The sequence below is a fragment of the Embleya sp. NPDC025285 genome (assembly GCF_055558835.1).
The window spans coordinates 1-23,627 of sequence record NZ_JBVHLU010000035.1; the positions used below are offsets into that span (position 1 = coordinate 1).

Consider the following 23,627-nt stretch of genomic DNA (forward strand, 5'->3'; position numbering starts at 1 on the left):
CGACGAACGTCTGCACTCCGCACTCGACTACATGCCACCGATCGAGTACGAGCAGCAACACTGGGCCGACCAGGAGCAAACCACGCAGTCCGCGTGAACAACCGCAAACGGACTCTACAAAACTCGGGTCACCTCACGTGGCCACGCACTGCAAGCTCCGCGACGGCATCGGCCGGACGATCGTCGTCCCCAACCACGCGCATCTGGCCAAAGGCACGTACTACCGCATAGTTCGCCAGGTCTCGCAACCGTCCTGACCGCTCGCACACAGGGAGTGGGATCGAAACGGCGCCGTTCCCGTGTGGGGGAAGCGGCGCCGCGCGATATGTACAAGGTCGGTGAGGGTGGCCGCCCCACGGCGGAAGGCACACCGTGGCTCCAGCCGAGCGGTATTCCACGGAGGCAATGGTTGGGCCCGGCGGCGCACCCTCACCGAACGTCGAGCGCCATCTGCGCCCCGTCCGGGACGGCAGGACCGCGCGCTGGTCGCGGATCGGGAACCGATCGCGATCCTGGTGCTGCACAGCCCCCTCGGGGTCGGGTCCATCGCGCCCGACGACCCCCCGGATCGTCGCACTCCTGCGCGGATACGCCGCCGACGGCTGGATCCCGCACGTCGACGACGGCGCCCCGTACCACGCGTGGGAAGGCCGCGATGGCCGGCTGAGCCGAGAGCAGGGCGCCTGCCGGCAACGCGATCGGTACATGGGCACGGTCGCGCGTCGAGCGTGGGAGTTCGACGGATGTCGATCGGTCCCGAGCGTGAGGCTCCTCGACGAATGCCTCACCCGACTTGGTTGCCCCTCCGGGTCGGATCACCGGCGGTCGGCCTTGCTCAGGACGGCAATGTCGTGCGGCCCTCGGTGATGACGATCGTGGGTGCGGTGAGCGTCGGGAGAAGCCGGGTGTGGAGTTGGCGCATCGCGGTGGGCTTCCTGCGGTCAGTGGCAACCCGACGACCGCCCAGGCCCGTTCGGATCGTCGGGATCCGCCGGGACGGTGGCCGGCCGCCAGAGCTCCCGTTCATCCCCCGGCCTGCCTGCCGGAGGCGAGGAACTTCGCGCACGAGGCTCGGCGTCCGATCACCGCGGCCGGGCGCGGTGTGCGTCGCGCAGGCCGGCATGCCTCGCGGGGTCACACATCCGGTCTCCGGCGCGGCGCGGCACTTCGGGCAGGGTGTCGCACCGCGCTTTGGTCCCCGTACGTGGAACGTGTCAACCTGTTGGGGCCGGCCGGACTTGCCGCCGCGTCGTGCGCTGCGACGGTGGGACAGGCCTGCATGTCTCGTCGGTTCCAGGCCCGAGCGCGCGGGTGCGGGACCGCTCGAGACGCGCGGCCCGCGCGGCCCGGAACGCCGCGCGCGGGTCGGCGTCGTGCCCACCGGCCGCGATCCATTCGCCTTGCACGGTCGTGTACGGATACCAGCGTTCGTCGGGGCCACACCGAATCTGCACGCCGCCTTCTGTGTCCGTGATGCGGTTCGCCTGCGTTGCCAAAGGACCGCGTACGCCGGTCCGGCTGTTTTCCAGCATCTTGACGGCGGCCGCCAACGTCGTGGGGGCCGGGTGGGTTCGGTACACGGCGGTGTGTACGGCCGCCGGACCGCCGAGACGATGAGCCAGAATCAGACGGTGGAGTTCGTTCTCGGATATCCCGGTGCGGGTCGCGACCTCGGGCAGGCGAGGGAGCCCTGCGGGGTCGCAGAGCATGCGTACCGCGTCGACGACGGCGTCGGCTTCCCATGCGGCTCCGCACGGGCCCATGTTCGCGTCCATGAGGAGGAGCGCGGCCCGGCGTGACGCGTCGGCGATCAAGAGTTCCAGTGCCTGGCGATCCGGGTCCGGAAGGTCCTCGGGTACCCAGCTCGGCCCTGCGGTGGGGGGCGCTTCCGGCGGCGGGTGGGTGGTGTGCGCGAGGCGAGCGCGCCAGCGGTCGTAGGCGTCGTCGGCGCGGGTCTCGACGTGGTCGTCGCGGGCGGGGTCCGGTGGTTCGAGGTGGCTGCCGGGCGGGGTGGGCAGGAGTTCGGCCAGGCGACGCATGCCGGCGCCGCGGAGGGTGAGTACGAGCGCGGGATGGGCCCGCAGCCGTTGGGTCACGGCGTGGGCGAGGGCCGTCGTGTGCGCGCAAGGGGTCGCGTCACCGCATGTGCAGCTGAAGGACAGTGCCTGAGCGGGGGGCGGAATGGGCAGACCTGTGCGGGCCGGGTCGGTCATCTCGGCGGGCAGGGAGCCGCTGCGGACCGCGCGTACGAGTTCCGGCTGTGTGTTCAGGGCCGCCGCGACGGTTTGCCACTGTTCGGTGGTGAGAGTACGGACGTGGATCGCGGTGCGGTGCCGTCGGCCCGCGTGGTCGACCCGGGCGGTCACACGGCCGGCGATGAACCTCAACGTCTGTATTGTGCCGCCGGGTTCGAGGTGTTCGGGGTACGTGGTGGTGGCGGTCAGGGCTCGTGCCCAGGCGCGGGCCCACGGGGTGGGTTCGGATGTGTCTCGGCTTGTGTTGCTCACGGGCGCTCCGAGGGACAGGGTTCGTGGTGGGACGTCGGGTGGCTTTCGCTCCGGTGGGGTGTACCGGTCCGGGTGGTGACCGCGCGGTGGGACGCGCGTGTCACGGGGTTCGCCTTCGTGTGGAGGGACAAGGTCGTCTGTCGGCGCGGGTGGATGTGCTCTGACCGGGTTTCGGCCGACGTTTCCGGTGTCCGTTCTCGGGGTGCCGGCCCTGGAGGTGGCGTCCCGTGCAGCCAGTGATGTGCCGGGCGGTGGGGGCTCGTCCGTCACGGTTGTCGGCATGCCGGCCCGGCCGGCTCGTGTGTCGGTTCCGGTGGTGTGCGGGTCGGGGTCCGCTCGCCTATCGGCCGAGCGTAACCAGTTCGGTCAGGTCCGCGTCCGAGATCTCCGCGAGTCCGGTCTCGCCTGTGGACAGGATCGCTTCCGCGAGGTTTGCCTTGCGGGTGAGGAGTGTGTCGATGCGGTCCTCGACGGTGCCTTCGGTGATCAGGTGGTGCACGTGCACGACGCGGTGTTGGCCGATCCGGTGGGCACGGTCGGTGGCCTGGGCTTCGACCGCGGGGTTCCACTGGCGGTCGTAGTGGACGACGTGTTCGGCGCGGGTGAGGTTGAGGCCGACACCGGCGGCTTTGACGGACAGCACGAGGACGGGTACGTCGCCGCGTTGGAACGCGTCGACCATGTCCTGCCGCTGTGTTTGCGGGGTGTGTCCGTGGAGGAATCGTGTCTGGAGGCCGCGTGCGTGCAGGTGCGCTCGGAGCATGTGTCCCGTGGCCACGTAGGACGTGAACACGATGGCCGCTTCCCGGCGTTCGCGGACCACCGCAAGGATGTCGTCCAGCGCGGCGAGTTTCGCGGAGCGTTGCGTCGCAGCATCCGCGTCCCATGTGTCGGGCATCGGTTCCTTGAGGAACCGGGCGGGGTGGTTGCAGATCTGACGCAGTCCGGTGATGAGTTTCAGCACCAGGCCGTGTCGGGAGAGGCCGGTGTTCTCGCGGATGCGGTCCATGGTCTCGCGGGCCAACGCTTCGTAGAGCACGACCTGTTCCCGGGCCGGTTGCACGACGCGCCGCACGACGACCTTGTCGGGGAGTTCGGGTGCGATATCCGGGTCGCTTTTGCGGCGGCGCAGGATGACCGGTCCCACGAGGTGGTTCACTCGTGCGACGGCTTCGCCGTCGGGGTCGGTGTCGCGTTCGGCCGCGCGGGCGTACCGCGCGCGGAATTCGGGGAGTTCACCGAACAGGCCGGGGTTCACCCAGTCCAGGATGGCCCACAGCTCCGAAAGGTTGTTCTCCACGGGTGTGCCGGTGACGGCCACTGCGGCGCCCGCGTGGATCTCACGCAGCCGCCGGGCCGCGATGGAGGTCGGGTTCTTCACCGTTTGGGCCTCGTCGGCGACGATCAGGTCCCATGCGCGTGCCGCCAGGGCGGCGTGGTCGCGGGCGAGTACTCCGTACGTGGTGACGACGATCGCCGCGGGGGGAACGTCCTCGAGGGAACGGTCGGGGCCGTGGTAGCGGTGTACGGCGGTTCCGGGCGCGAACCGGTTGATCTCGCGGGTCCAGTTCGTGAGGAGGGAGGTCGGACACACCACGAGCGTGGGCGCTCCGGGGTCGCGTTCCTGTCGGTACAGGTGCAGGGCGATCGCGGTCACGGTCTTGCCCAGGCCCATGTCGTCGGCCAGCAGGGCGCCCATACCCAGGTCGGTGAGCCGCGCGAGCCACGCCAGGCCGCGTTGCTGGTACTCCCGCAGACACGCGCGCAACCCCGCCGGAGAGGGAACCGCACCGGCGGAAGGCTCACGCAGACCGTCGACGAGCGTGCGAAAACCGTCGGCCGTGGCGCACGGCATGGTGCGGCCGTCGATCGTGACGGTGCCCGACAGGGCGGCGGCGAGCGCCTCGGTGGCGCTCATGGGTGCGAGAGCGGGCCGGCGGGCGCGTTCGGCCGTCATCTCGTCCATCAGGACCCACGTGTCGTCGCGCAGACGTACCAGCGGTCGGGTGGCCGTGGCGAGGACGTCCATGTCCTCGGGTGTCAGGGCCACGCCCTCGAGCGTGTAACGCCAGCGGAAGTCCAGGACGTCCGAGAGTGCGAAACGTACTGCGGGCGCGGGTGAGCCGGATCGGGTTCCGATCACGGTCCCGGGGTCGAGCGTGTGGACCGTTCCGGGTGGCCAGACGACACTGACGCCGGCGGCCGTCAACGCGGCGCCGCCGGCGTATCTCAACTCCAGGGCCTCGGTGTCGCGCAACACGGTCTCGCACGGGTTCGGACGGGCCGCCAAGGGCCCCAGCGGCGCCCATGCGCGAGCGGCGCGGCGCAGTGCCCGACGTGCGCGTCGCCGACCGTCGGAGTCCAGTCGGTCGAACGTGACGGCCATGTCGTCGGGTCCGGTGAGGTGCACCGCCACGGGGACGACGTCGAAACCCTCGCTTCCTGTGCGTGGCCGACCGACCCGCAGGGTCAGGTGTGGTTCCGGGAGCGGGTCGTGTCCCACTTCGAGGTCGTCGATCCATGCCTGGACGCGCGGGTTCACATCGGCGGTGGCGGTGGTGAACGCACTCTCGCCCAGGACGTGTCGGGCGCCGGGCGTGCGCATGTGCGTGGCGGCGAGAGCGTCGAGGAAGGCGTGGGTGACGGTCGTCGGCGAATCGATCCGCAGCGGCATGTCGCCCAAGAACCGGCAGTGTCCGTGTGGGGGCAACGCGGCTGCCAGGGAACGCAGTTGCGTGGCCTGTGCGTCGCTGGGCGGAGTAAACCGCCACGTGGTCGATCCGGTGTCGGTCGTTGCGAGGCGTACGCGGCGGGCGGCGATCATTTCCAGTCCCCAGCGCGCAATGTCGGCCCAGGCGCGAGCCGCAGGGTGGGTGTGGCAGTCGTGGGGGGCGAGGAGCGCCGGTACGGCGTACGGAAGCGGCACCGCCCAGGCGCCGACGCTCACGCGGCGCACTCCGGTCACGGCGGCGACCGAGGGCTCCAGGACGAGGTCCGTCACGATCGGGTCCGCTTCGGCGGGCGCAGGCGGCATCGGGGCCCCGTCGGGCCGATACAACACCATGTGCCCGCCGTCCTCGGCCGGGTGTCGAGGCATGAACACCGCGGCGCACCCGGCGCGGACGGCTGCCACCACCGAGGTCATCGGTGGCAGCTTCGCCTCGGGTCCCGGCCGGGCACCGATGCCGGACGATGGAGGGCTCATCGGGCGCGGAGCGGGACGGCGCCGGCGCGTGGTGGAGCGGGTGGCGTCGTCGGGCGGGTCGTCGAATACGGGAGCGGAGAACGTGACGAGCGGAGGGCTCGGACGGCAGACGGGGCTATTGCCTCCGGGGGCGGTGTGTTGTGGCTGCACGTGCGGTTCCTGTCGGTCGGGGAAACTGGGAGGGCCCTGTATTCGGGCCATGTCCATCGTGGGCGGAGCAACGGAACGAGGGTGCGCGTCGCACGAGCGGCCATGGGCGCGTGAGCCTCATGCGAGGGCCCCGGTGGGGTGCGACCGGCCGAGGGTCGCGCGGTGGATACTCACCAGTGGTGTCCGCCCGGCAATCGCCGGCGCCGCGTTCAAGAGCGGGACGGTTCGTCGTGTACCGAGCCGGGTGACAGCGACCGCAGGCCCGGGGCCGTTTTCGTCTGTCGGAGCGCGGCCCGCAAACAGCGGGCGTCGCGACCCACCGATATCGCGTACGCCATCGCATAGGCGACGCGGCCTTGCCCGGCGAGGTGGGCAGATCAGACGTGCCCACGCATTGAACAGTACCGCGTACCGCCCCCTGCGCGTGCACGATTTCCGACAAGAGTTCCCCTCCAGACTCCGCGGGCCGTGCCCCGTCGCCCGGGGACACGACACGACACGAGGGTGTACGGGCTGCGACCTGACCGCGATCCGACGCGTGTGCGGACCACCCGCCGGCAGCACTTTCAGCGAACGCCCCGGGGAGGGCGAGGCCGAACGGCCTCCGATCCTCGCCGACGACGCGGCATGGGACGACCCGAACACAGCAGGCCCGAGCGGGATCGACGGTGCGACTGCACGCCGAGGCGGGGGAAGCCTCGACGAACTCGTGCCCGGACGCACCGTCGGCGGCGAGGACGTCGGGGCATGGCTGGAACGGCAACGGCGCAGCGGCGCAAACCTGTCGGCGGCGCAGCGGGCGGCTCCGGCCGGGGTGGGTGTCGAGGTGGCCGCGGTCCCTGTGCGGCGCGCGGTGTCGGTGGATCGGTGGGCGTTGACCCTGGCTGCGGCGGCGTTCCGCCGGCGGGAAGGGCACCTGGTCGTGCCGCGCAAACACGTCGAGACCGTCGAGCGGGCGGCGAGGCACATGCAGGTGAAGCTGGGTGTGGTACTCGCCAACGCACGCCAACGACAGGCTTCTTGGACGCCAGAGCGCGTCGAGGCGCTCACCGTACTCGGCAGGAAGAGCAGGGGGTGGTGCGGGGTGAACTCGAAGTGGCCAATGGTCGCCGCGGGGTCCTCGGCGAAGACGGCTCCGAGATGGGGGCCGCCCGGGGCCGCGTGTCGGCCGGCGGGGTGCGGCGCCGTGCGGTGGCGATGTCCTCCGGGACGTCGGCCGCGCTCGCATGGGGGCCGGCGAAGCGGTCGGTGGCGGGCGTGGCACCGGTCCGGGGCCGGCGGATCGCCGCGGCGAGGCCGTAGGTCTCGGCTGCGGTGTCGTGGGGCCGGGCCGGGCGTGTGGGGGCGGGATCGGCGGGGAGGCGGGCGTGGTCCGGCCCCCGCGACGCCGATCGTGACGCGGGGGCGGGACGTGGGTGTCGGTCAGCCGTTCCTCGTGACCGGTCGGTCACGAGGAACGAAACGTTGCGGACGGCGGGGACGCACCCTACGGGTCGGTCACAGCGCGGCGCGGCGGCACGCCTCGTCGGCGATGGCCGGCGGGACGCCGGAGACGGTGGTCAGGGTGAGAGAGCACAGTTGGAAGGCCAGGGGCAGTCCGGAGCCGCCCACCAGACAGGCGGCGTTGGTGTCCGTGGTGTTGTAGCCGAGGCCGGCGAGGTAGGTGACGCAGTCGGCCTGGGTGGCCTGAGCGGTGGGGGCCAGGGCGGTCAGGCCGCCCAGGGCCAGGGCCACGGCGCCGGTGGCGGCGGCGATTCGATGGGAAAGACGCATGGTCACACCCGTTCTGGGTCGTGTGCGAACAGAACCGGAAACAAGGCGGGGTCGGGGCCGGGTGGTCCCGGGCGCTCGGCCTCCGCTGCCCACGGTAGGACGCGCCCCGCCCCTCGGGCAGAGGCGCACGTACACCCGCGGGTGTACGCCCGCACCCCACGAGGATCGATGCGGAGCGTCGACGTGCGCACAGGTCACGACAGGGCCCCGAAGAGGGCGGTCGTCGGCCGTGAACCGGCCGAGCACGAACGGGCGCACGCCCCCGACCCCCAGCGCCCGACCCCCGGCATCCGGGTACGGCGGCCGGTCGTCGTCGACCGGACAGGCTGCGCACCGGCGAAGGAGCACATCACGCCCCGACCGGCACCAACACCCTCGCGCGGCCCATCGGTTCCAAGGGCGACGGGCGACACGACAGGGCAACAGCCGCTGTAGGATCTCGCGTTCCGCTTCCTACGGCGACGCCGTGTCCTGCGGGTTCTCCGGCTGTCCCACGCCACTTCACCGGGGTTGGTCTCCACCCCCGCCGCACTTCCTCGCGACGAACCGGGACGACGCCGAACACGTCACGGTCCGAGGTCGCCCGCTGTTCCGGCCACGGCTGGGCCGATGTCGGCCGGGAGGTGGTCCAGGACGAGGGCAATGGCCTCCTCGGCGGTGTCCGTCACGCCGATCACGTCCCGGGAACGGGGAACACGCACCCGGAAGCGTCCGTCGTGCAAGGGCTCGACGGGCGGAACCGCGATCGCGTACGGGTACCTCGTGCAGCTGCTCAAGCACAAGGTCGCGTGACTTGTGAACGGGTACAGCCGACGCAGCCGGGGTTCCGCGCGGGCTGCCACCACGAGGCCGAGAGTGCCGCGAGTCGTAGTCCCCCCGGTCCGCGCGGACATCCACTCCAGTGCCAGGAACAGCCGCTGCCACCGCGCCTCGACGGCGAAGGCCGGTCCGCGCTCGTGGGCGGCGGCCATGTCGGGAAGGGCCGGCCTCGGACGCTCGGACGGCCGCGCCACAGCACCCGGGGCATCTGTACTCACCGCCCCATCCTGGCACCGACCACCGGGAACCGAAACGGCCCCCGGCCCCGTACACCTGCCGAAGCGACCGCGACAGGTGCAGTGAGAACGAGGCCGCGAAGTGAGACCGGATCATCCGCACGAGGTACACGACCTGTCGAAATCGCCAAGTACCCGAGATCTCGACTCTCCGGTAAGAGATGCGGCGAGAATCCGACGGCCCCCGGAACAAGGAACGGGGATTCGTGCCCGGCGTCCCCGCCCCTCGATGCACGACGCAGCGAGAATCCGCCGGTTGCACCGCGACAGAACACTGCGAATCGCACGATCGCTTCATATATGCGATCCGTAGGGAACCGGGTCGAAGACCGTGAAGCGGACCTCGAGACCCTACAGTCGGCTATGCCGCGAATCCCACCCCGGAAGCGAACTCGAAGCCGCCCCAGTCCGAACCGAGATCGGCCAACACCTCGTCGGTCCACAACTCGTCGAGCATGCGTTCGTCCCCGGCCGCCCAGGCGCGCACGATCGTGTCCCAACGGCGGACGTTGACGCTGCGGTGCCCGGCCACGCCCGCCCGGCGGTGCGGCTCGCGCACGCCGGACTGGTCGTGCGGGTGCAGTTCCACGCGGGTCCCGCGGCCGTTGTTGTTCAGGCGACGGGTCAGCGACCGCGCCACGTTGCGCCGGCGCAGGTCGCGGTAGGCGGTCTCGATCCGGCGCAGGTTCGCCCGGTTGGGGGTCCGGTCCTCGGCGAGCCAGGCGGCCAGGGTCCGGGGGGTGACGGCGATGCCGGCGTTGTCCATCGCCTCGTAGCCGGCGGTGGAGGCGGTGAGGCAGCGCAGGCGTGCGGCGAGGCCGCGTTCGGTGTCGACGGGCGAGCTGACGCCGTCGGCGAGTTCGTCCAGGCGCTCGGCGGCCTGGGCGGACGCGCGGGCGTCGCGCATCCCGTACTTGCCGGGCTCCAGGGAGCGGTACGGCATCCGGCGTCAGGTCCTCTCGGGCGAAGCGGTGGCGGCGGGGGCGGTGGCGTGGGCCGTCAACTCTTGTCCTTGCTCTGGAGAATGTACGTGTCCTTGATCTTCACGTCGCCGACGCCGCGGCCCTCGGTGAACACGGTGCGCCAGTCGCCGCCGGTGAGGTGGAGTTCGTCGGTGCCCATCACCCGCACCACGGCGAGGCCGCCCCGGTGGGCCTTGAAGGCCTTGACCCACAGGTTGGAGAACGCCTGGGAGCGGATGATGTGCATCCAGTCCGGGCGGTTGATCTCCCGGTTGTAGTTCGAACCACCCATCGTGGACACCAGCTTGGCGTACATCTGCTTCACATAGTCCAACGTCACGTCGTCGCCCTCGGCGATCGCGGCGTCGCGGGCATCGCGCAACGCGGTCCGCAACCGCTCCAGGAGGTTCTCGGTCGCCACCGCCGTCCAGGACTCGTGGCCTGTGGTTCCCCGCACAGGGTGCCGTACGCGGGCGACGCGCAGCGCAGCAGCAGCCGCAGGGTCGGGTCGGTGATCCACAGCGGGCCCGGCTCGTCCCGATCGCCAAGCGGATTCGGCAGGATGTCGTGGTCCCAGGCCGGGGGTCGACGAGATAGATGCCGGCGCGGCGGCGTTTACGCCCTCGCGGTCCGTCGCAGTCGTCCACCTCCGTGCCCGCGCGGTGTTCGAGCGGGCCGATCGGCAGGTGGGCCTTCAATGCGGACAGGTAGGCGGCGTTCATGTCCAGCGCGACGATTTCGTGATCGCCCGCCGGGAGGTGCTTGTTGCGCCACTTGGGGCGGGCCTCCCACACCGCGTCCGACTCCTCCTTGCTGCACTTGCGCAACAACTCCGGCAACGGCGGATACCACGTGTGCTCGTACCGCGAACCCGCCCGGGAGAGCCTGAGGAGTTCCATCACGTCCGGGATCGCCCGGCGGGCCAACGCCTCGCTCGCAGCGGTGATGTCGCCCTCGGCCGAGGGAGTCGGCGGGGTGGGCGTCGAGGTGGCGTGGCGGCGCGGCGTGAGGCGCCGGTGGACCGGTGGGTGCTGCCCTTGGCTGCGGGCGGGTGCGGTCTGTGTGCGGAGGGGGCATCTGACGGTGCCGGGCAGCATGTCGAGACCGTCGGCGTCGATGGTGGGGCGCGCGCGGTGAAGCTGGGTGTGGTTCTCGTCAATGCCCGCCAATGGCAGGCCGATTGGGCGGTGGGCGGGTCGAGCTGACCGGGCTTGGGATGCGCCGGGATAGCCGGGTGTCGGTGGCCGGGGCTGTTGCCGCATCGGGGGGCTTGCGGGTGGTGTGGGTCGCGGTTCGGTGTGTCTTCGGCCCGGATGTGGTGTGGCGTCATCATGGTGTCTCTCTGGGTGATCGAGGAGGCGTTCATGGGACAGCACGAGAAGCCGCCGCCGGATCCGTCGCAGGGCAATCCTCCGCCGGACAACTCCGACGGGCGCGTGCCCCCTCCCCCGCCGTCGAACGGCCGGCACAAGAAGGACGAGTAGCCCGCTGTGGACCTGGTCGAGGCGCGGTCGCGATCGGCGGCCGAGATGGAACGGCGTGGCGACTGGCCTGTGCGCGCGCCGTGGATCCGGACCGCGGTGGAGGCCACGCCCCGGGACGCGTTCGCGCCCGATCGGCTGTGGCGCTGGGACGGCGCGGCGTATGTGCCGGTGGACCGGGCGGTCGACGAGGACGCGTGGGTGTCGTTGGTGTACGCCGGGCCGGACGACGCCGCGGTGACGCAGGTCGTCGACGCGGTACCCACGTCGAGCCTGTCGTGCCAGGCGGTGGTGGTGGACATGCTCGACTCCCTGCTCCTGGAACCCGGACACCGGGTCCTGGAGTTGGGCACCGGGACCGGGTGGAACGCGGCCCTGCTCGCCCGGCGCGCCGGGACGGGCAACGTCGTCAGCGTCGAGGTCGATCCCGACCTGGCCGAGGCGGCCCGCAAGGCACTCGCCGCGGCGGGGGCGGACGTACGGGTCGAGGTCCGGGACGGCGCGGCCGGCCTCCCGGCGCAGCCGGCGTGGGATCGGGTGGTCTCGACGTACGCGGTCGAGCAGGTGCCGTGGGCGTGGATCGCGCACACCCGCCCCGGAGGCCGTCTGGTCACCCCGTGGGGGCGGCTGGGGCATGTCGCGTTGACCGTCGCCGACGACGGACGCTCGGCGAGCGGGTGGGTCCAGGGGCTCGCCACGTTCATGCCCGCCCGCGGCACCCCGGCCGAACCCCGCTTCACCGACGTCCGCGGCGACACGGCGGCCGAGGACGAGCGCGGCGTGGTCCGGGACCTGGCGCCGTTGTGCGACGACGCGCACCTGCTGTTCGCGTTGCGCGTCGCGCTGCCCGAGGTACGCGTGCGTGCCGCGCGCGACGCCGACGGGGTCAACGCCTGGATCCACGACGGCGACGCCTCCTGGGCCGTGTATTCCGCATCGGCGGGCGTCGGAACCACGCTGTACCAGGGCGGAGCGCGGCGGCTGGGCGACGAGCTGGAGGCGGCCTGGGACCGGTGGATCGCCGCCGGGGCCCCGGGACTGTACGACCACGGCATGACCGTCACACCCGACACCCAGTACGTGTGGGCCCACCACCCCGACACCGGGCCCCGGTGGCCGACGACCACCTGACCGCCCACACACCCCTCGACCACCACGCCGGGCAATCCGCCGAACGGTTCCGCCCGACTCACGACGACATCGCACGCGAGTGGCGCAGCGGTATACCGAGGCCCGTCGAGACTTCTGCAAGCCTCATCGTCCCAGCCCAGAAGGCACGTTCGCTCCCGCTGGACCGTCGAGCGCACCCTGGGCCGGCTCATGCGCCCGGGGCCGGGGCCAAGGCCGTCATGCTCAGCGGCGAAGCGAGCTTCGAGCCCGACCACGGCGAGCCGGTGCGGCTGCGCCCGGGCGACGTCGCCATCGTTCGCGGATCGGACCCCTACGTGATGAGCGACGACCCGGCGACCCCGCCGCAGGTCATCGTGCACCCCGGCCGGCGGTGCGTCACGCCCGAGGGCGTCGACCTGCGCAAGCGGATGGCGCTGGGGGCGCGCACATGGGGCAGCAACCCCGACGGGTCGGTGCAGATGGTGCTCGGCGTGTACGAGGAGGTCGGCGCCGTCGGCCGGCGCCTGCTCGACGTCTTGCCGCCACTGCTGGTCGTGTCCGACGACACCTGGGACTCGACGCTCATCCGGGTGCTGACCAAAGAGGTCGCCCAACAGGGGCCGGCCCAGAGCGTCGTGCTCGACCGCCTGCTCGACCTGCTGCTCATCTCGGGGTTGCGGGCCTGGTTCGACCGGCCCGAGACCGAGGCGCCGGCCTGGTACCGGGCACACACCCACCCGGTGGCAGGCGAGGCTCTTCGCCTGTTCCACGAGGATCCGACGAACGACTGGACGCCGGCGCGGGTCGCCGCCGAGATCGGCGTGTCACGGGCACCGCTGGCCGAGTGCTTCCGCCACACCGTCGGTACGCCGCCGATGACCTACCTGACCGAATGGCGCCTGGCTTTGGCCGCCGACCTGCTGCGCCAGTCCGATGCCACCCTGAACGCCGTCGCCCGACGGGTCGGCTACGGCAGTGGGTTCGCCCTCAGCTCGGCGTTCAAGCGGGTGTACGGCATCAGCCCGCAGGAGCATCGCAGCGCCGCCGCGCCGGCGGGCTGATTGCGACGACGTCGTTGCGCGCACCCGGTGTTCCTGTTCACGTGTCGCAATCGTGCCATTCACGTGTCGCAATCGCGCCGCATGCCGCCTTCACGTTCCGACACGTGCAGGCGATTCCCGCACCGGACCGGGAACAAGAGGGCGTCTGTATGGCCGACCTTGCCGACGAGGCGGGACAGGCGCTCTGTTCCGGTGTCGTACTCCAGGACGAGGTTGAGTGGCTTGGGAGTTGCTTTCACGCCAGGCCAGGAAGGCACGCGGACAAACGCAGGCGTACATCTGCGGCTCGGGCATCTCGCGTTCGCCGAGGCGGCGTTAGACGCCGGTGTCGGGTGGGCGTCGCCGGCCGCGGCATTACATCGATCGGCTCGGCTTCTTGTCTTGAAGGCCGCGGTGCTTGATCACCAGCGGTGGGGCGGGGCTGCGGATGGGCGCGTTCGTCGGCGCCGACCTCACGCGTGCCGAGGTCTTGTGCTTGGTGTGTGGGGTGGGCTTGTGGGCGGGCGTCAGTCCCGTCGATGCCAGCCTTGCGATGTCGGTATCGCGTACCGCGGACGGCTGGGGTTGCGGGGAGCGTGCGGGCGACGCGCTTGCGAGTTCGGGCGGCAGTGTGGGTTCCTGGCCCTGGAGGTTCAGGGCCGCACGGACGTCGCGTGTGCGTGCTCGGCCGAGCCAGATCGACAAGGTTGCTCCCGGCCCGGGCTCGAAGGGGCGTACCGCCGCCTGCAGGCGGTCGTAGACGAGGCGGCTGATCGGTTCGGCGTTCGGCCCGTTCATGATCGCGTCGGTGCCCAGGACGGCGACCAACTCGTCCAGGGTGGTGGCCGCGTACTCCCCCACGACACTGACGTAGTCGGCCTTGGTCAGCCGTTCCGCGGGTTTGCCCACGCGCAGGGCGACGGCCGCGCGGACGTCGTCGCTCAGCGAGTTCGGGTAGCCCGGAATCACCCCTGCCTTGCGCCATTCCGGGTGCGCCATCGTCTTCTCGACGACGTGCAGGTACTCGTGGACACCCGTCGGCGTGGGCAGGCTCGCGCCCATCCCGAGCAGGAGAGAACCCCGGTCGGTCGCGCGGAGGTCGGCGTACGTCTCCCGTTGCTTGGCCGGCCTCTTGGAGAGGAAGGCGGCGGTGTCGACCTTGATCTCGGCCTGTGCGTATGCGAAGAACCTACGCCCGAGTTCATCGGGGTGGGTGATGTAGATCTGGGGCGAGGTCAGGGCCGACACCTGCGTCGCACCGCCCACCGCCTCCAGGGACAGCCGACTCAACGCTGTCCCGACGATTCTCTCCACTGGCGCGTCCGGGAAGTGCTGCGCCCCGAGCAGCAAGCCGTCCGCGAAGTGGCGAGCGCCTTCGACATCGGCGCTTCCCAAGTTCACGGGGACATGGGGTTCGTACTCGTACACCTCGGCCAGACCGCGCTGAGCCTGCGCCAACTCGCTGCCGAGCACGTCTTCGACCTCGAAGAGGTCTCGCGCGGCGGCCAGCCCGGGATGGCGGACCGGGAACGGATCGACCGGTACGCCGGACCGCCAGATGAGATGCCGGAGGAGACGGTCGGATCGACCGTACCCCGGCGGCGCGGACAAGCCCGTTTCCTTCGAACCCGATTCCTTCGAACCCGATTCCTTCGAACCCGATTCCTTCGGCTCCATCGCCGACGACTCCATCGGTGGGGCGGTCTCTGCGCGATCAGCCGGAATGGACATCGCATCGACACGCTTGCATTGCGCCGCGTCGGTTTCGTTGGCGGCGAGCAGCACGCTAGGGCATCCATCGATCCCCAGAACAGGGCTCTGGTGCACCATTTCCCGCTGCTCACAGGGCACTTGTGCACCATCGCCCGGCACACCCCATGTCCCTGCCCGGCGCTCCCGCGTCCCCTCCCGCCGTGCTCCGGCTACGTCTTCGACTCCGGCCAATGACAGGCACTGTGATGGTCGGTGTCCCGAGACTGTCGGCACTGACTGGCGCCGCTGCCGGCCAGGCCGGGCCAGGTCGGCGGCGTCAGCGGGATCGAGACGGCACGGCACCCTGCACCCGCCGCACAGCCGGCGCGGCCGAATCGGCGCGAGAGTGTCGGGCCGACACCCCTGCCGGCACCCTTCCCTTCAGCAATGCCCGGTAGCGTCCCGCGAGTTCGGCAAGGTCGCCGTCGTCCAGTACCCGCGTGCCGTGCACCACGAAGGGGTCCTCGTAGCGCATCCCGACGAGGTTCGCGGTCGCGTCGAACGGCCGCAGCAGGTCGGTCACCGGGAATCGGTTGAGCCCGCCGGGGCGGTACAGGTCCTCGCCTCCGCCGGTCGTGGTCGCGACGCGCAATGACTTGCCATGTAGGGCCGTGCCGCCGGCGCCGTACGCGAAACCGTAGGCGAGCACGTCGTCCGACCACTGCTTGAGCAGCGCGGGCGAGGAGTACCAGTGGAACGGGAACTGCAACACGATCCGGTCGTGGGCAAGCAGCAGTTCCCGCTCGTGGTCCGCGTCGACGCGCAAGTCGGCGTAGGCCGCGTACAGGTCGTGCACGGTCACGTCGGGCAGGTCGCGGATGGCGTCGGAAAGCGCGGCGTTGATGCGCGAGTTCGCGAGGTCGGGGTGGGCCAGGACGACGAGGGTGTCAGGCATGGTGGTCACAGTCCGATCGGGGTGGTGGTGGTGATAGCGGTGGTGGGGTCGATGACGAGGCCGTGGGCACTGCCCTCGACGACGGCCGTATAGGCGCGGGCGACATCGGCGGCCGGTATGCCGGGCGAAGGGTCCATACCGAGCATCGCGAGGGACTCGCTGAGCCAGCCGGGGCTGACGATGTTGAGCCTGATGCCGCGCGTCATCTCGGTCGCGGCGGCGAGCACGAACGCCTCCAGGCCGGCGTTGACCAGGTACCCGGTGCTCGATCCGGGAATCGGCTCGGCGAAGTGCCCACTGGTCAGGGTGATCGAACCCCCGTCGCGGATGCGATGGACGGCCCGCCGTACGAGATCGACCTGGCCGATCAGCTTGCCGCTCAGGCCCGTCCAGTAGTCGACGTCGTCGCCGTCGTGCAACCGGGTCAGGGCGCCGCTCGCGGCGGCGCACACCACGGCGTCGAAGGCGCCGACTTCGTCGAACATCGCGTCCAGCGAGGCCCGGTCGGTCAGGTCGGCGCGTACCGGCCCGCGCCGACCGACCCGGACCACGTCGTGTCGCGTTTCGAGTCCGGCGGCGATGGCGCTGCCGAGGGTGCCGCCGGCACCGATCACGATCACTCTCATGTGCTCTGAACCCCTTGCCCCGTCGTTCGTGGCGGTCGTTGTTGCGTCGGAGACCAGACTGCGTGCGGATCGGCGGGGCAGCCGGCCCCGTGTCGGGGGTACCTCCCCGGTGCCTACACCTGGCAGGTGCAGGCACGGCCGCCGCGTCACGGGCACAATCGAGGGCATGGACACGCATGTGGAGCTGGGTGAATTCCTGCGTTCGCGAAGGGCCGTGCTCTCCCCCGAGGAGGCCGGACTGCCGACGTTCGGCGGGCGCCGACGCGTCCCGGGCCTGCGCCGCGAGGAATTGGCCCAGCTCGCCGGCGTCAGCGCCGGGTACTACACGCGCCTGGAGCAGGGCCAGAGCCCGAACGCGTCGGACGCCGTCCTCGACGCGATCGCACGCGTGCTACGCCTGGACGACGTCGAGCGCTCGCACCTGTACACGCTGGCCCGGCCGGCCGCCAAGCCGCGCCGGCGTGCGGCCAGGCCCGAACAGGTGCGGCCCACGGTCGGCGTCATGATCGACGCGTTCGCGCAGGTACCGGCCCTGGTGATGGGTCGCTTCCTGGACGTACTCGCGTGGAACCCGATGGCACACGCGTTGATCGCCGGACACGTGGACTTCACCGCGCCGACCCGGCCGGCGGATCGCCCCAACATCGCCAGATTGCTCTTCCTGGACCCGCACGCTCGGGAGCTGTACGGGGACTGGACCCGCAAGGCGCGCTCGACCGTCGCCGACCTGCGACTCATCTCGGGCCGCTATCCCGGGGACCCGAGGTTGGCCGCACTCGTGGGCGAACTCACGCTTTCCAGCTCGGAGTTCGCGAAGTTGTGGGCCGCCCACACGGTCGGGGACTGTGGCACGAACACGCGCGACTACCATCACCCGGTCGTGGGCACGATGCAGCTCACCATCGAGTTCATGGCCCTGCCCGACGAGGGTCAGCGCGTCGCCGTCTTCACGGCCGCGCCGGATTCGCCCTCGGCGGCGGCCCTGTCGCTGTTGACCGACATCGTCGCGGACACCGCGTCGGGCAGGGCCTGACGGCGTCGTTCACGTCCCGCGGCCCTCGCGGGGAACAGCGCGGGTCGCGCCGCGGGATGGGTGCGGCGGCCGGGACGGGTGGTGGGCCGAAACCACACCCATGAGGGAAATCAGGATCGTTTGACGGAGTGGAACATCCAGTGGTCCGCCTCGTCGTCCGCTGACGAGGCGTCGTCGACACCCATCGCCATTGCCGCTGCCCATGATGTGCGCTGCGAACGGTGTGCACGGCCGCCGGCCGCGTGCGCGGTCTCGTGTCCACGGCCGGCCATGTGCGCGGTCTCGCGTACCCAGCTCGCGTACCCACTCTCGCGGGCCCGCGCAGCGCCGGGCCACCGGCTCGACCCGCAGCTTCGCGCGTGCCGATGCCTCCGTCACACGTTCGCCGGCGTCGTCGGCGCCGGTACGCCGCCCCCGGTCGCCCGGGCACGCGTGCCCGCGCCCGGCCCCGTGCTCGTCGCGCCCCTGCCCGCGCTCCCGGTCGTACCGCCGCCCGACGCCGGTGCTCCGGCTCCCTCGCGTGCCGCGTTCCGGATCGCCTGCGCGAAGACGCGCATCGCCACCGTGTTCTCCTCGCTGCGCCAGACCAGGCCGTAGTCGACCGGCTCGGCATCCAGGAACGGCACATACGTGACCCCGGGTCGCGCGAAGTACGCGGAGGCGTGTGCGGGCGACAGCAGAGCCCCGCGTCCGGCCGCCACCATCATCAGCGCTTCCTGCATGTTGGTGACCGAAGGACCGCGCCCGATCGCCCGACCACCGGGTGTGTGCGTCGGCGCGTGGAACTCGCGCACATGGTCGGGGAGTTCACCGGCGATGGTGAGCAGCGGCAGGTCGGCCAGGTCCTCGAAGACGACTGCGGCGTGGGCCGCGAGCGGGTGATCGCTCGCGATCGCCAGCGTGCGTCCTTCGCGGAGCAGGGTGGGACCGTGGGCGAGGTCGGTCTCGCGTACCGGCAGTTCCGCGACCTGTACGTCGAACTCCCCGTTGCGCAGCTGCCCGTACGGATCGGCGAGCGGCACTTCGCAGATCTCCACCGCCAGTTCGGGGTGTGCGCTCCGGAGCAACTCGGCGGCCCGGAGCACGATCTCGCCGGTGAGCGGCGTGGAGAACCCGACGTGCAGCACCGCGTCGATGCCGCGCGCGGTGGTCCGGGCCCGTTCGACGGCCGCTGCCAGCGCGAGGTGGAGTGGGGCCACGTCGTCGCGCAGTTGGCGTCCGATCGCGGTCAGCCCGACCCGGCGGCTCGTGCGCACGAACAGCGGAGCCCCGACGTGCCGTTCCAGACGGTTCACGAGCTGGCTCACGCGTGAGCGCGACAGGCGCATGCGGTCCGCCGTCCGGCCGAAGTGGAGTTCTTCGGCCAGGATCAAAAAGGTCTCCAGTTCATCGCGTTCCATGGGGCCCTCACGGCGGTCGATCGGATCATGCAGTCGGACTGCATGAACGGTGAGATCTTCGCCGTTGTTCCGCCCCGGCGTCCGGAACGAAGGTGGTGACATCCCGATCACCCCCTCGCCCCGGAGGCGTTTCCGATATGTCCCCAGAAAATTCCGACACAAATAGCACAAGCAGCGCAAGCAGCACAGGTACGCGCGACGCCACGGACGGTGCAGGCGGCCTCGGCGCGCGCAGCTGGGGCGTACTGCTCGTCCTGTGCGGCGCGATCTTCCTCGAGGGCATCGATGTGGCCATGCTCAATGTCGCCCTGCCGTCGATCCGCGCCGACCTGGGCATGTCCACCGGCGAGTTGCAGTGGGTGATGAGTGCCTACGTCCTCGGCTACGGCGGCTTCATGCTCCTCGGCGGGCGGGCGGCCGACCTCTTCGGACGGCGGCAGATGTTCGTCTTCTGGCTCGTCGTCTTCCTGCTCTTCTCCGGCCTCGGCGGCTTCGCCACGCAGGGCTGGATGCTGATCGTCGCCCGTTTCGTGACCGGTGTCGCCGCCGCGTTCATGACCCCGGCGGGTCTGTCCATCATCACCACGAGCTTCGCGGAGGGCCCGCAGCGCAACCGCGCCCTGCTCATCTACTCGGGAACCGCCGCCGGCGGGTTCTCGATCGGCCTCGTCGCGGGCGGCCTGCTGACCTCGGCAGGCTGGCGCTGGGTGTTCTTCGCTCCGGTAGTCCTGTCCGCGCTCATTTTGGTCGCGGCGCTCGCGGTGGTCCCGAAGTCGCCGCGTCCGGAGCGCACGGGCGAGGGCTTCGACATCCTCGGCGGCCTGACCGTCACCGGCGCCATCGTGCTCATCGTCCTCGGGGTCGAACGCGCGGCCCACGCCACCCTCGTCCAGACACTCGCCACCGTCGGCGGCGGTCTGCTGCTCATGGCGGCCTTCGTCGTCATCGAACGCCGTTCGGCCGCGCCTCTGGTACGCCTGGGCATCCTGCGCAACGGCGCACTGCTCCGCGCCAACCTGTCGGGGCTGCTGTTCGCGGGCGGCTTCTTCGGTTTCCAGTTCATCGTCGTGCTGTACCTGCAGGAGTTGCGCGGCTGGTCGACGCTGGAGACCAGCTTCGCGATGATCGTCATCGGCATCGACGCCATCCTGTCGCCGCTCCTCACCCCCAAGCTGGTCGAGCGCTTCGGCAACGCCCGGGTGATCTTCGGCGGGCTGGTGCTCGCGTCCGCGGCGTACGCGCTGTTCCTGCCGGTCGGCTCCGACTGGACCTACCTCGCGATGCTGCCGAGCCTCGTACTCCTCGGCCTGGCCTTCGCCCTGTCGTACGGGCCGCTCACCATCGCCGCCACGGAAGGCGTCGACGAGGAGGAACAGGGTCTCGCCGGCGGGCTGCTCTACACCTCGTTCCAGTTCGGCTCGGCACTGGGACTGTCCGCCGTGACCGCCGTCAACATCGCCGCCACGGAAGCCGGTTCGGCCTCCGGTCAGCTCGACGGCTACCGTGCCGCGCTCGTCGTCCCGTTCGTGGCGGCCGCCATCGCCGCGGTGATCGGGGCGTTCGGGCTGCGCTCGGGGTCGACGGCGGTCGGCGGGAGTGGCGACGACGACACCGATGCGCCCGGCGCGGTAACCCGGATCCCTACGCCGACCTCGACACGGACCAAGAACAACACCGACGTACCCGTCGCGCGCTGAGCAGCACCGACCCACAACCTCGGGAGCCCACCATGGCCACCAAAGTCAGCGACTTCGCCGACATCCAGGACACGTTCTTCTCCTACATCCGCGAGATCAAGTACGCCACGATGATCACCGTCGACAAGCGACACCGCCCGCGCGCACGCATCCTCTTCCCCGTCTGGGAGGTCGTCGACGGCGCCCCGAGAGGCTGGCTCGCGGTCTACAAGACCCCGGTGAAGGCCGCCCACCTGGCCGACAACCCACACACCACCTACTCGTACTGGGGCCCCCGCCAGAACGCCGTCTTCGTCGACAGCGTCTCCACCTGGGCCGAGGACCGCGAAACCCGAGAGTACGCCTGGAACCTGTACGTCAAGGGCAGCCCGCCCGGCGTCGGCTACGACCCCGCCCGCTACTGGCAGGCCGGGCCCGCCGACCCCGACTACCACGTGCTCCGCATCGACCCCTGGCGCATCCAACTCGTCCGCGGCACCGATCTCCGCAACACCCTGTGGCAGCCCCTCCGCACGCCCGCCGAGTCGGGGGCCTCCCCACACTGAACAGGCTCGCCCAACCGTGCCCTGGTCGACCCCGCCCGCATGAGTGGGGCCGACCAGGGCGCATGGCGGCAAAAGCCTGCCTTCTCCGGTCGGCATCCGCCGGTCGGAATCAGGTCGGCCGGATGCGCTCATCGGGCGCCGGCGGTCCAGGGCAGGGCCGGGCGGCACGTGGCGGGATCGGGTTCGGCGCGGCCTTGGTAGTCGAGCAACCGGCCGTCGGGGGTGCGGACACATTCCGCCGATCCCGGCTTCGGGACGTCTCGAGCGGAGTCCCAGATCAGCTTGCCGGCGTCGTCGTAGCCGCGGATCCGGGGATACTGGCCGGCCGGAAACGCCTCGGCGGCGTCGCGCGTGTACCCGACGGTCTCCGCCGCGTACCAGACGCCGCCCGCCATGATCGCCTGGTGCTCGCCGGTGCCCCGGTCCATGGTGATCCGCGCCACGGGGGCGTTGTACCGGCCCGCGGAGTAATCGGTCCAGCTCGAACCGGACTTGGTGCCGCCACTGTGGTCCACCTGGACGGTCCCGGTGAGCAGTTCGAAATCACTCCGAATCCGGAGTGCCGTGGGCAGGTTCGAGCCCGAACACTGCAACGCGTTGTGTCCGGCCGGGTCGACCGCGATCGCATAGATGTTTCCGGGGTCGGCCGGCCGCGGGCTGCGCACCGCGAAGTAGGCCCGGTACCCGCTCGCGGCCGCAGGGTCGAGCCGGTCGGCGGCGCATGCGGCGACGAATCGGGCGGCGGTGTCGTCGGACACCGCGACCTCCGCCGGTACCGGCACCTGCTTGAGCGGCAGCGGGCGGTCCCCGGCGGAGGGCGCGGGGGTGGGCACAGACCCCGAGTCGGCCGGCCCCGGGACCCGGATGGCCCCGTCGTCGTCGCCGGAGATCCCGAGCAGGACCCCGGTGACCAGGCCCGCCACTGCCGCCGCCGCAGCCAATGGGAGCAGCACCCGGCGTGGCGGTGTCAGTCGGCCCAGGGTCCGCCGGCGGATGGTGGGCAGTGCCGGTGCCGGGGAGCCCGCGTGGGGCAGGAGGGCGAGCAACTCGGTTCGGCGGGCGGCGCTGTGCGGCAGGTCGCGCTCGGGCGGGATCGGGTTCGAGGGCATCACGAGGTCTCCTCGGCGATGACGCGGCGGTCGGGGGAGGACGGTGCGTATTCGCGCAGGTCGTCGCCGAGTCGGCGGCGCGCGCGGTGCAGGCGCGATTTGACGGTGCCCACGGCCACGCCCAGCGCGGTGGCGGCGGCCTGTTGGTCCAGTCCGCTCCATACGCACAGTTCGATCACCTCGCGTTCGTGCGCGGGCAGGCGGCCGACGGAGGTGCGCAGCGCGACCAGGGCGCGTTGCTCGTCGATGCGATCGGCGACGTCCTGGGCGTGGTCGGGGACCGGGGAGGGGGTGGGCAGGCGTTCCTTGAGCGCCTGGTAGCGCCGACGGGCCCGGCCGCCGTTGGCGGCGGTGTTGCGAGCGATGCCCAGCAGCCACGGCAGTGCGCTGTCCCGGTCCAGGGTGACGGCGCTTCGATGGCGCCAGGCGTCCAGGAAGACCGCCGAGGTCAGGTCCTCGGCCTCGGCCCAGGAGGCGGTGCGGCGGGACAGGAAGTTGTAGACCGCGCGGGAGTGCCGGTCGAAGATGGTCCCGAACGCCTCGGGTTCACCTGCGCACGCCCTCTCCCACAACTCGCGGTCGGATATCGGGGTGATGGTCACACCCTGTCTTGTCCGGCGGGCCACTGCGGGTTCCCGGCGGCCGGTGCTCACCGCTTCTCCCGTCGCTTTCGGCGGACCGGGAGACATCGAGGCGTTCCCGGACCCGTTGCGTGCCCGGCGGGCCGCGACGATGAACCATTTGCGGGAGGCGCAGTCTTGGGCGACTCCGGATTCTTGATCCTGACACGCACGGGCGGTGGGATTCGGTCTCCGCGGCTACGACAACGATCAGGTCACCGGGGACCGGGCGCCGGCGGCGATGCTGCGCGCCGGGCGGCGGCCCCGTCTACATCCCTACGGACCGAGAGGGCGGGGAGGGGCGGCTCCGTCCTCGACGGCATGCACTGCGGCGGACAGGCGGTGTTGTTCCTGGTCGACAACACCCCCACGCCCACCGCGAAGATGGAGGACGACCTCGACCGGATCGCGCCCGAACCAGCTTCCATCCCTTGCCCCCCGGACGCGGCGACCACCGACGGATCACCGGACCGGGAACGGGAATGCCCCGCGTCGAGGCGCGACTGATTCCGAGTCCTCGCCGAACGTCGACGAACCAGCGACGGACGGTCGCCGGCGGGACCGCGTTTCGCCTCCGATCCGGACGATGCAGATCTCTCGCACGAGGCGATCCACCTCTCGCTCTACGACCCGTGCCGCCCTACATCTATCGATCGCACGCTCACGC

General features: G+C 71.1%; 19 protein-coding genes. 7 read left to right on the forward strand and 12 right to left on the reverse strand.

The window, feature by feature from the left end:
• Positions 1-1,214 precede the first annotated feature (1,214 nt).
• The 6 genes from ACZ4FV_RS23640 to ACZ4FV_RS23665 form a co-directional block, all read right to left on the reverse strand.
• Positions 1,215-2,507 (reverse strand): hypothetical protein, encoded by a 1,293-nt coding sequence (locus tag ACZ4FV_RS23640; RefSeq protein ID WP_465323217.1) that lies wholly within the window; start codon positions 2,505-2,507, stop codon positions 1,215-1,217.
• A gap of 340 nt (positions 2,508-2,847) precedes the next feature.
• Positions 2,848-5,652 (reverse strand): DEAD/DEAH box helicase, encoded by a 2,805-nt coding sequence (locus ACZ4FV_RS23645; protein WP_465323218.1) that lies wholly within the window; start codon positions 5,650-5,652, stop codon positions 2,848-2,850.
• Between the two features lie 1,707 nt (positions 5,653-7,359).
• Positions 7,360-7,635, reverse strand: a complete 276-nt coding sequence (locus ACZ4FV_RS23650) for a hypothetical protein (RefSeq protein ID WP_395873125.1) — start codon at positions 7,633-7,635, stop codon at positions 7,360-7,362.
• 566 nt (positions 7,636-8,201) lie between these two features.
• Positions 8,202-8,606: a DUF6193 family natural product biosynthesis protein gene (locus ACZ4FV_RS23655; RefSeq protein WP_395873124.1), complete on the reverse strand. Its 405-nt coding sequence runs from the start codon at positions 8,604-8,606 to the stop codon at positions 8,202-8,204.
• 445 nt (positions 8,607-9,051) lie between these two features.
• The gene (locus ACZ4FV_RS23660; protein ID WP_402240276.1) at positions 9,052-9,633 is read right to left on the reverse strand and encodes a transcriptional regulator; all 582 of its coding nucleotides are present in this window, start codon (positions 9,631-9,633) and stop codon (positions 9,052-9,054) included.
• A gap of 56 nt (positions 9,634-9,689) precedes the next feature.
• The gene (locus ACZ4FV_RS23665) at positions 9,690-10,109 is read right to left on the reverse strand and encodes a hypothetical protein (protein WP_465323219.1); all 420 of its coding nucleotides are present in this window, start codon (positions 10,107-10,109) and stop codon (positions 9,690-9,692) included.
• An 874-nt stretch (positions 10,110-10,983) separates the two neighbouring features.
• Between ACZ4FV_RS23665 and ACZ4FV_RS23670 the strand changes: the two genes are divergently transcribed.
• Genes ACZ4FV_RS23670 through ACZ4FV_RS23680 form a run of 3 tightly spaced genes read left to right on the forward strand, consistent with a single transcriptional unit; the run spans position 10,984 to position 13,304 of the window.
• Positions 10,984-11,136 (forward strand): hypothetical protein, encoded by a 153-nt coding sequence (locus tag ACZ4FV_RS23670; RefSeq protein WP_402240273.1) that lies wholly within the window; start codon positions 10,984-10,986, stop codon positions 11,134-11,136.
• A gap of 6 nt (positions 11,137-11,142) precedes the next feature.
• Positions 11,143-12,264, forward strand: a complete 1,122-nt coding sequence (locus tag ACZ4FV_RS23675; RefSeq protein WP_402240270.1) for a methyltransferase domain-containing protein — start codon at positions 11,143-11,145, stop codon at positions 12,262-12,264.
• Positions 12,246-13,304 carry an AraC family transcriptional regulator gene (locus tag ACZ4FV_RS23680; RefSeq protein ID WP_465323220.1) on the forward strand — a complete coding sequence of 353 codons (1,059 nt, stop codon included), beginning with the start codon at positions 12,246-12,248 and terminating at the stop codon, positions 13,302-13,304. The genes ACZ4FV_RS23675 and ACZ4FV_RS23680 overlap by 19 nt, the downstream gene beginning before the upstream one ends.
• Before the next feature lie 354 nt (positions 13,305-13,658).
• On the opposite strand, the gene ACZ4FV_RS23685 is transcribed toward ACZ4FV_RS23680, so the two are convergent.
• From ACZ4FV_RS23685 to ACZ4FV_RS23695, 3 genes are all read right to left on the reverse strand, one after another.
• On the reverse strand, positions 13,659-14,894 hold the full coding sequence (locus ACZ4FV_RS23685; protein ID WP_402240267.1) for a hypothetical protein: 1,236 nt from the start codon (positions 14,892-14,894) through the stop codon (positions 13,659-13,661).
• A 418-nt stretch (positions 14,895-15,312) separates the two neighbouring features.
• Positions 15,313-15,930 (reverse strand): NAD(P)H-dependent oxidoreductase, encoded by a 618-nt coding sequence (locus ACZ4FV_RS23690; RefSeq protein ID WP_395873118.1) that lies wholly within the window; start codon positions 15,928-15,930, stop codon positions 15,313-15,315.
• 5 nt (positions 15,931-15,935) lie between these two features.
• A complete protein-coding gene (locus tag ACZ4FV_RS23695; protein ID WP_465323221.1) occupies positions 15,936-16,556 on the reverse strand; it encodes a short chain dehydrogenase in 621 nt (206 codons plus the stop codon).
• A 166-nt stretch (positions 16,557-16,722) separates the two neighbouring features.
• Here ACZ4FV_RS23695 and ACZ4FV_RS23700 point away from each other — a divergent pair, with 166 nt between their 5' ends.
• On the forward strand, positions 16,723-17,589 hold the full coding sequence (locus tag ACZ4FV_RS23700; RefSeq protein ID WP_402240261.1) for a helix-turn-helix transcriptional regulator: 867 nt from the start codon (positions 16,723-16,725) through the stop codon (positions 17,587-17,589).
• A gap of 374 nt (positions 17,590-17,963) precedes the next feature.
• Here ACZ4FV_RS23700 and ACZ4FV_RS23705 read toward each other — a convergent pair whose 3' ends face one another.
• Positions 17,964-18,989, reverse strand: a complete 1,026-nt coding sequence (locus ACZ4FV_RS23705) for a LysR family transcriptional regulator (protein ID WP_465323222.1) — start codon at positions 18,987-18,989, stop codon at positions 17,964-17,966.
• Between the two features lie 137 nt (positions 18,990-19,126).
• Between ACZ4FV_RS23705 and ACZ4FV_RS23710 the strand changes: the two genes are divergently transcribed.
• Together ACZ4FV_RS23710 and ACZ4FV_RS23715 are read left to right on the forward strand one after the other, a co-directional pair.
• Complete coding sequence (locus ACZ4FV_RS23710; protein WP_465323223.1) at positions 19,127-20,686, forward strand: MFS transporter; 1,560 nt, start codon at positions 19,127-19,129, stop codon at positions 20,684-20,686.
• A 32-nt stretch (positions 20,687-20,718) separates the two neighbouring features.
• On the forward strand, positions 20,719-21,231 hold the full coding sequence (locus ACZ4FV_RS23715) for a pyridoxamine 5'-phosphate oxidase family protein (RefSeq protein WP_465323224.1): 513 nt from the start codon (positions 20,719-20,721) through the stop codon (positions 21,229-21,231).
• A 128-nt stretch (positions 21,232-21,359) separates the two neighbouring features.
• On the opposite strand, the gene ACZ4FV_RS23720 is transcribed toward ACZ4FV_RS23715, so the two are convergent.
• Positions 21,360-22,340 carry a hypothetical protein gene (locus ACZ4FV_RS23720; protein WP_465323225.1) on the reverse strand — a complete coding sequence of 327 codons (981 nt, stop codon included), beginning with the start codon at positions 22,338-22,340 and terminating at the stop codon, positions 21,360-21,362.
• On the reverse strand, positions 22,340-22,942 hold the full coding sequence (locus tag ACZ4FV_RS23725) for an RNA polymerase sigma factor (RefSeq protein ID WP_402240252.1): 603 nt from the start codon (positions 22,940-22,942) through the stop codon (positions 22,340-22,342). The genes ACZ4FV_RS23720 and ACZ4FV_RS23725 overlap by 1 nt, the downstream gene beginning before the upstream one ends.
• A gap of 339 nt (positions 22,943-23,281) precedes the next feature.
• On the opposite strand from ACZ4FV_RS23725, the gene ACZ4FV_RS23730 reads away from it, so the two are divergent.
• The gene (locus ACZ4FV_RS23730) at positions 23,282-23,467 is read left to right on the forward strand and encodes a hypothetical protein (protein WP_395873109.1); all 186 of its coding nucleotides are present in this window, start codon (positions 23,282-23,284) and stop codon (positions 23,465-23,467) included.
• The last annotated feature ends 160 nt before the right edge of the window (positions 23,468-23,627 follow it).

What these genes read in the sequence shown, in the direction of transcription:
- ACZ4FV_RS23645 (WP_465323218.1), bottom strand. Translation starts at nt 5,652, where the DNA reads ATGACCTCGGTGGTGGCAGCCGTCCGCGCCGGGTGCGCCGCGGTGTTC.
- ACZ4FV_RS23660 (WP_402240276.1), bottom strand. Translation starts at nt 9,633, where the DNA reads ATGCCGTACCGCTCCCTGGAGCCCGGCAAGTACGGGATGCGCGACGCC.
- ACZ4FV_RS23730 (WP_395873109.1), top strand. Translation starts at nt 23,282, where the DNA reads ATGCACTGCGGCGGACAGGCGGTGTTGTTCCTGGTCGACAACACCCCC.
- ACZ4FV_RS23690 (WP_395873118.1), bottom strand. Translation starts at nt 15,930, where the DNA reads ATGCCTGACACCCTCGTCGTCCTGGCCCACCCCGACCTCGCGAACTCG.
- ACZ4FV_RS23670 (WP_402240273.1), top strand. Translation starts at nt 10,984, where the DNA reads ATGGTGTCTCTCTGGGTGATCGAGGAGGCGTTCATGGGACAGCACGAG.
- ACZ4FV_RS23720 (WP_465323225.1), bottom strand. Translation starts at nt 22,340, where the DNA reads ATGCCCTCGAACCCGATCCCGCCCGAGCGCGACCTGCCGCACAGCGCC.
- ACZ4FV_RS23650 (WP_395873125.1), bottom strand. Translation starts at nt 7,635, where the DNA reads ATGCGTCTTTCCCATCGAATCGCCGCCGCCACCGGCGCCGTGGCCCTG.
- ACZ4FV_RS23715 (WP_465323224.1), top strand. Translation starts at nt 20,719, where the DNA reads ATGGCCACCAAAGTCAGCGACTTCGCCGACATCCAGGACACGTTCTTC.
- ACZ4FV_RS23705 (WP_465323222.1), bottom strand. Translation starts at nt 18,989, where the DNA reads ATGGAACGCGATGAACTGGAGACCTTTTTGATCCTGGCCGAAGAACTC.
- ACZ4FV_RS23655 (WP_395873124.1), bottom strand. Translation starts at nt 8,606, where the DNA reads ATGGCCGCCGCCCACGAGCGCGGACCGGCCTTCGCCGTCGAGGCGCGG.
- ACZ4FV_RS23700 (WP_402240261.1), top strand. Translation starts at nt 16,723, where the DNA reads ATGGACACGCATGTGGAGCTGGGTGAATTCCTGCGTTCGCGAAGGGCC.
- ACZ4FV_RS23710 (WP_465323223.1), top strand. Translation starts at nt 19,127, where the DNA reads ATGTCCCCAGAAAATTCCGACACAAATAGCACAAGCAGCGCAAGCAGC.
- ACZ4FV_RS23695 (WP_465323221.1), bottom strand. Translation starts at nt 16,556, where the DNA reads ATGAGAGTGATCGTGATCGGTGCCGGCGGCACCCTCGGCAGCGCCATC.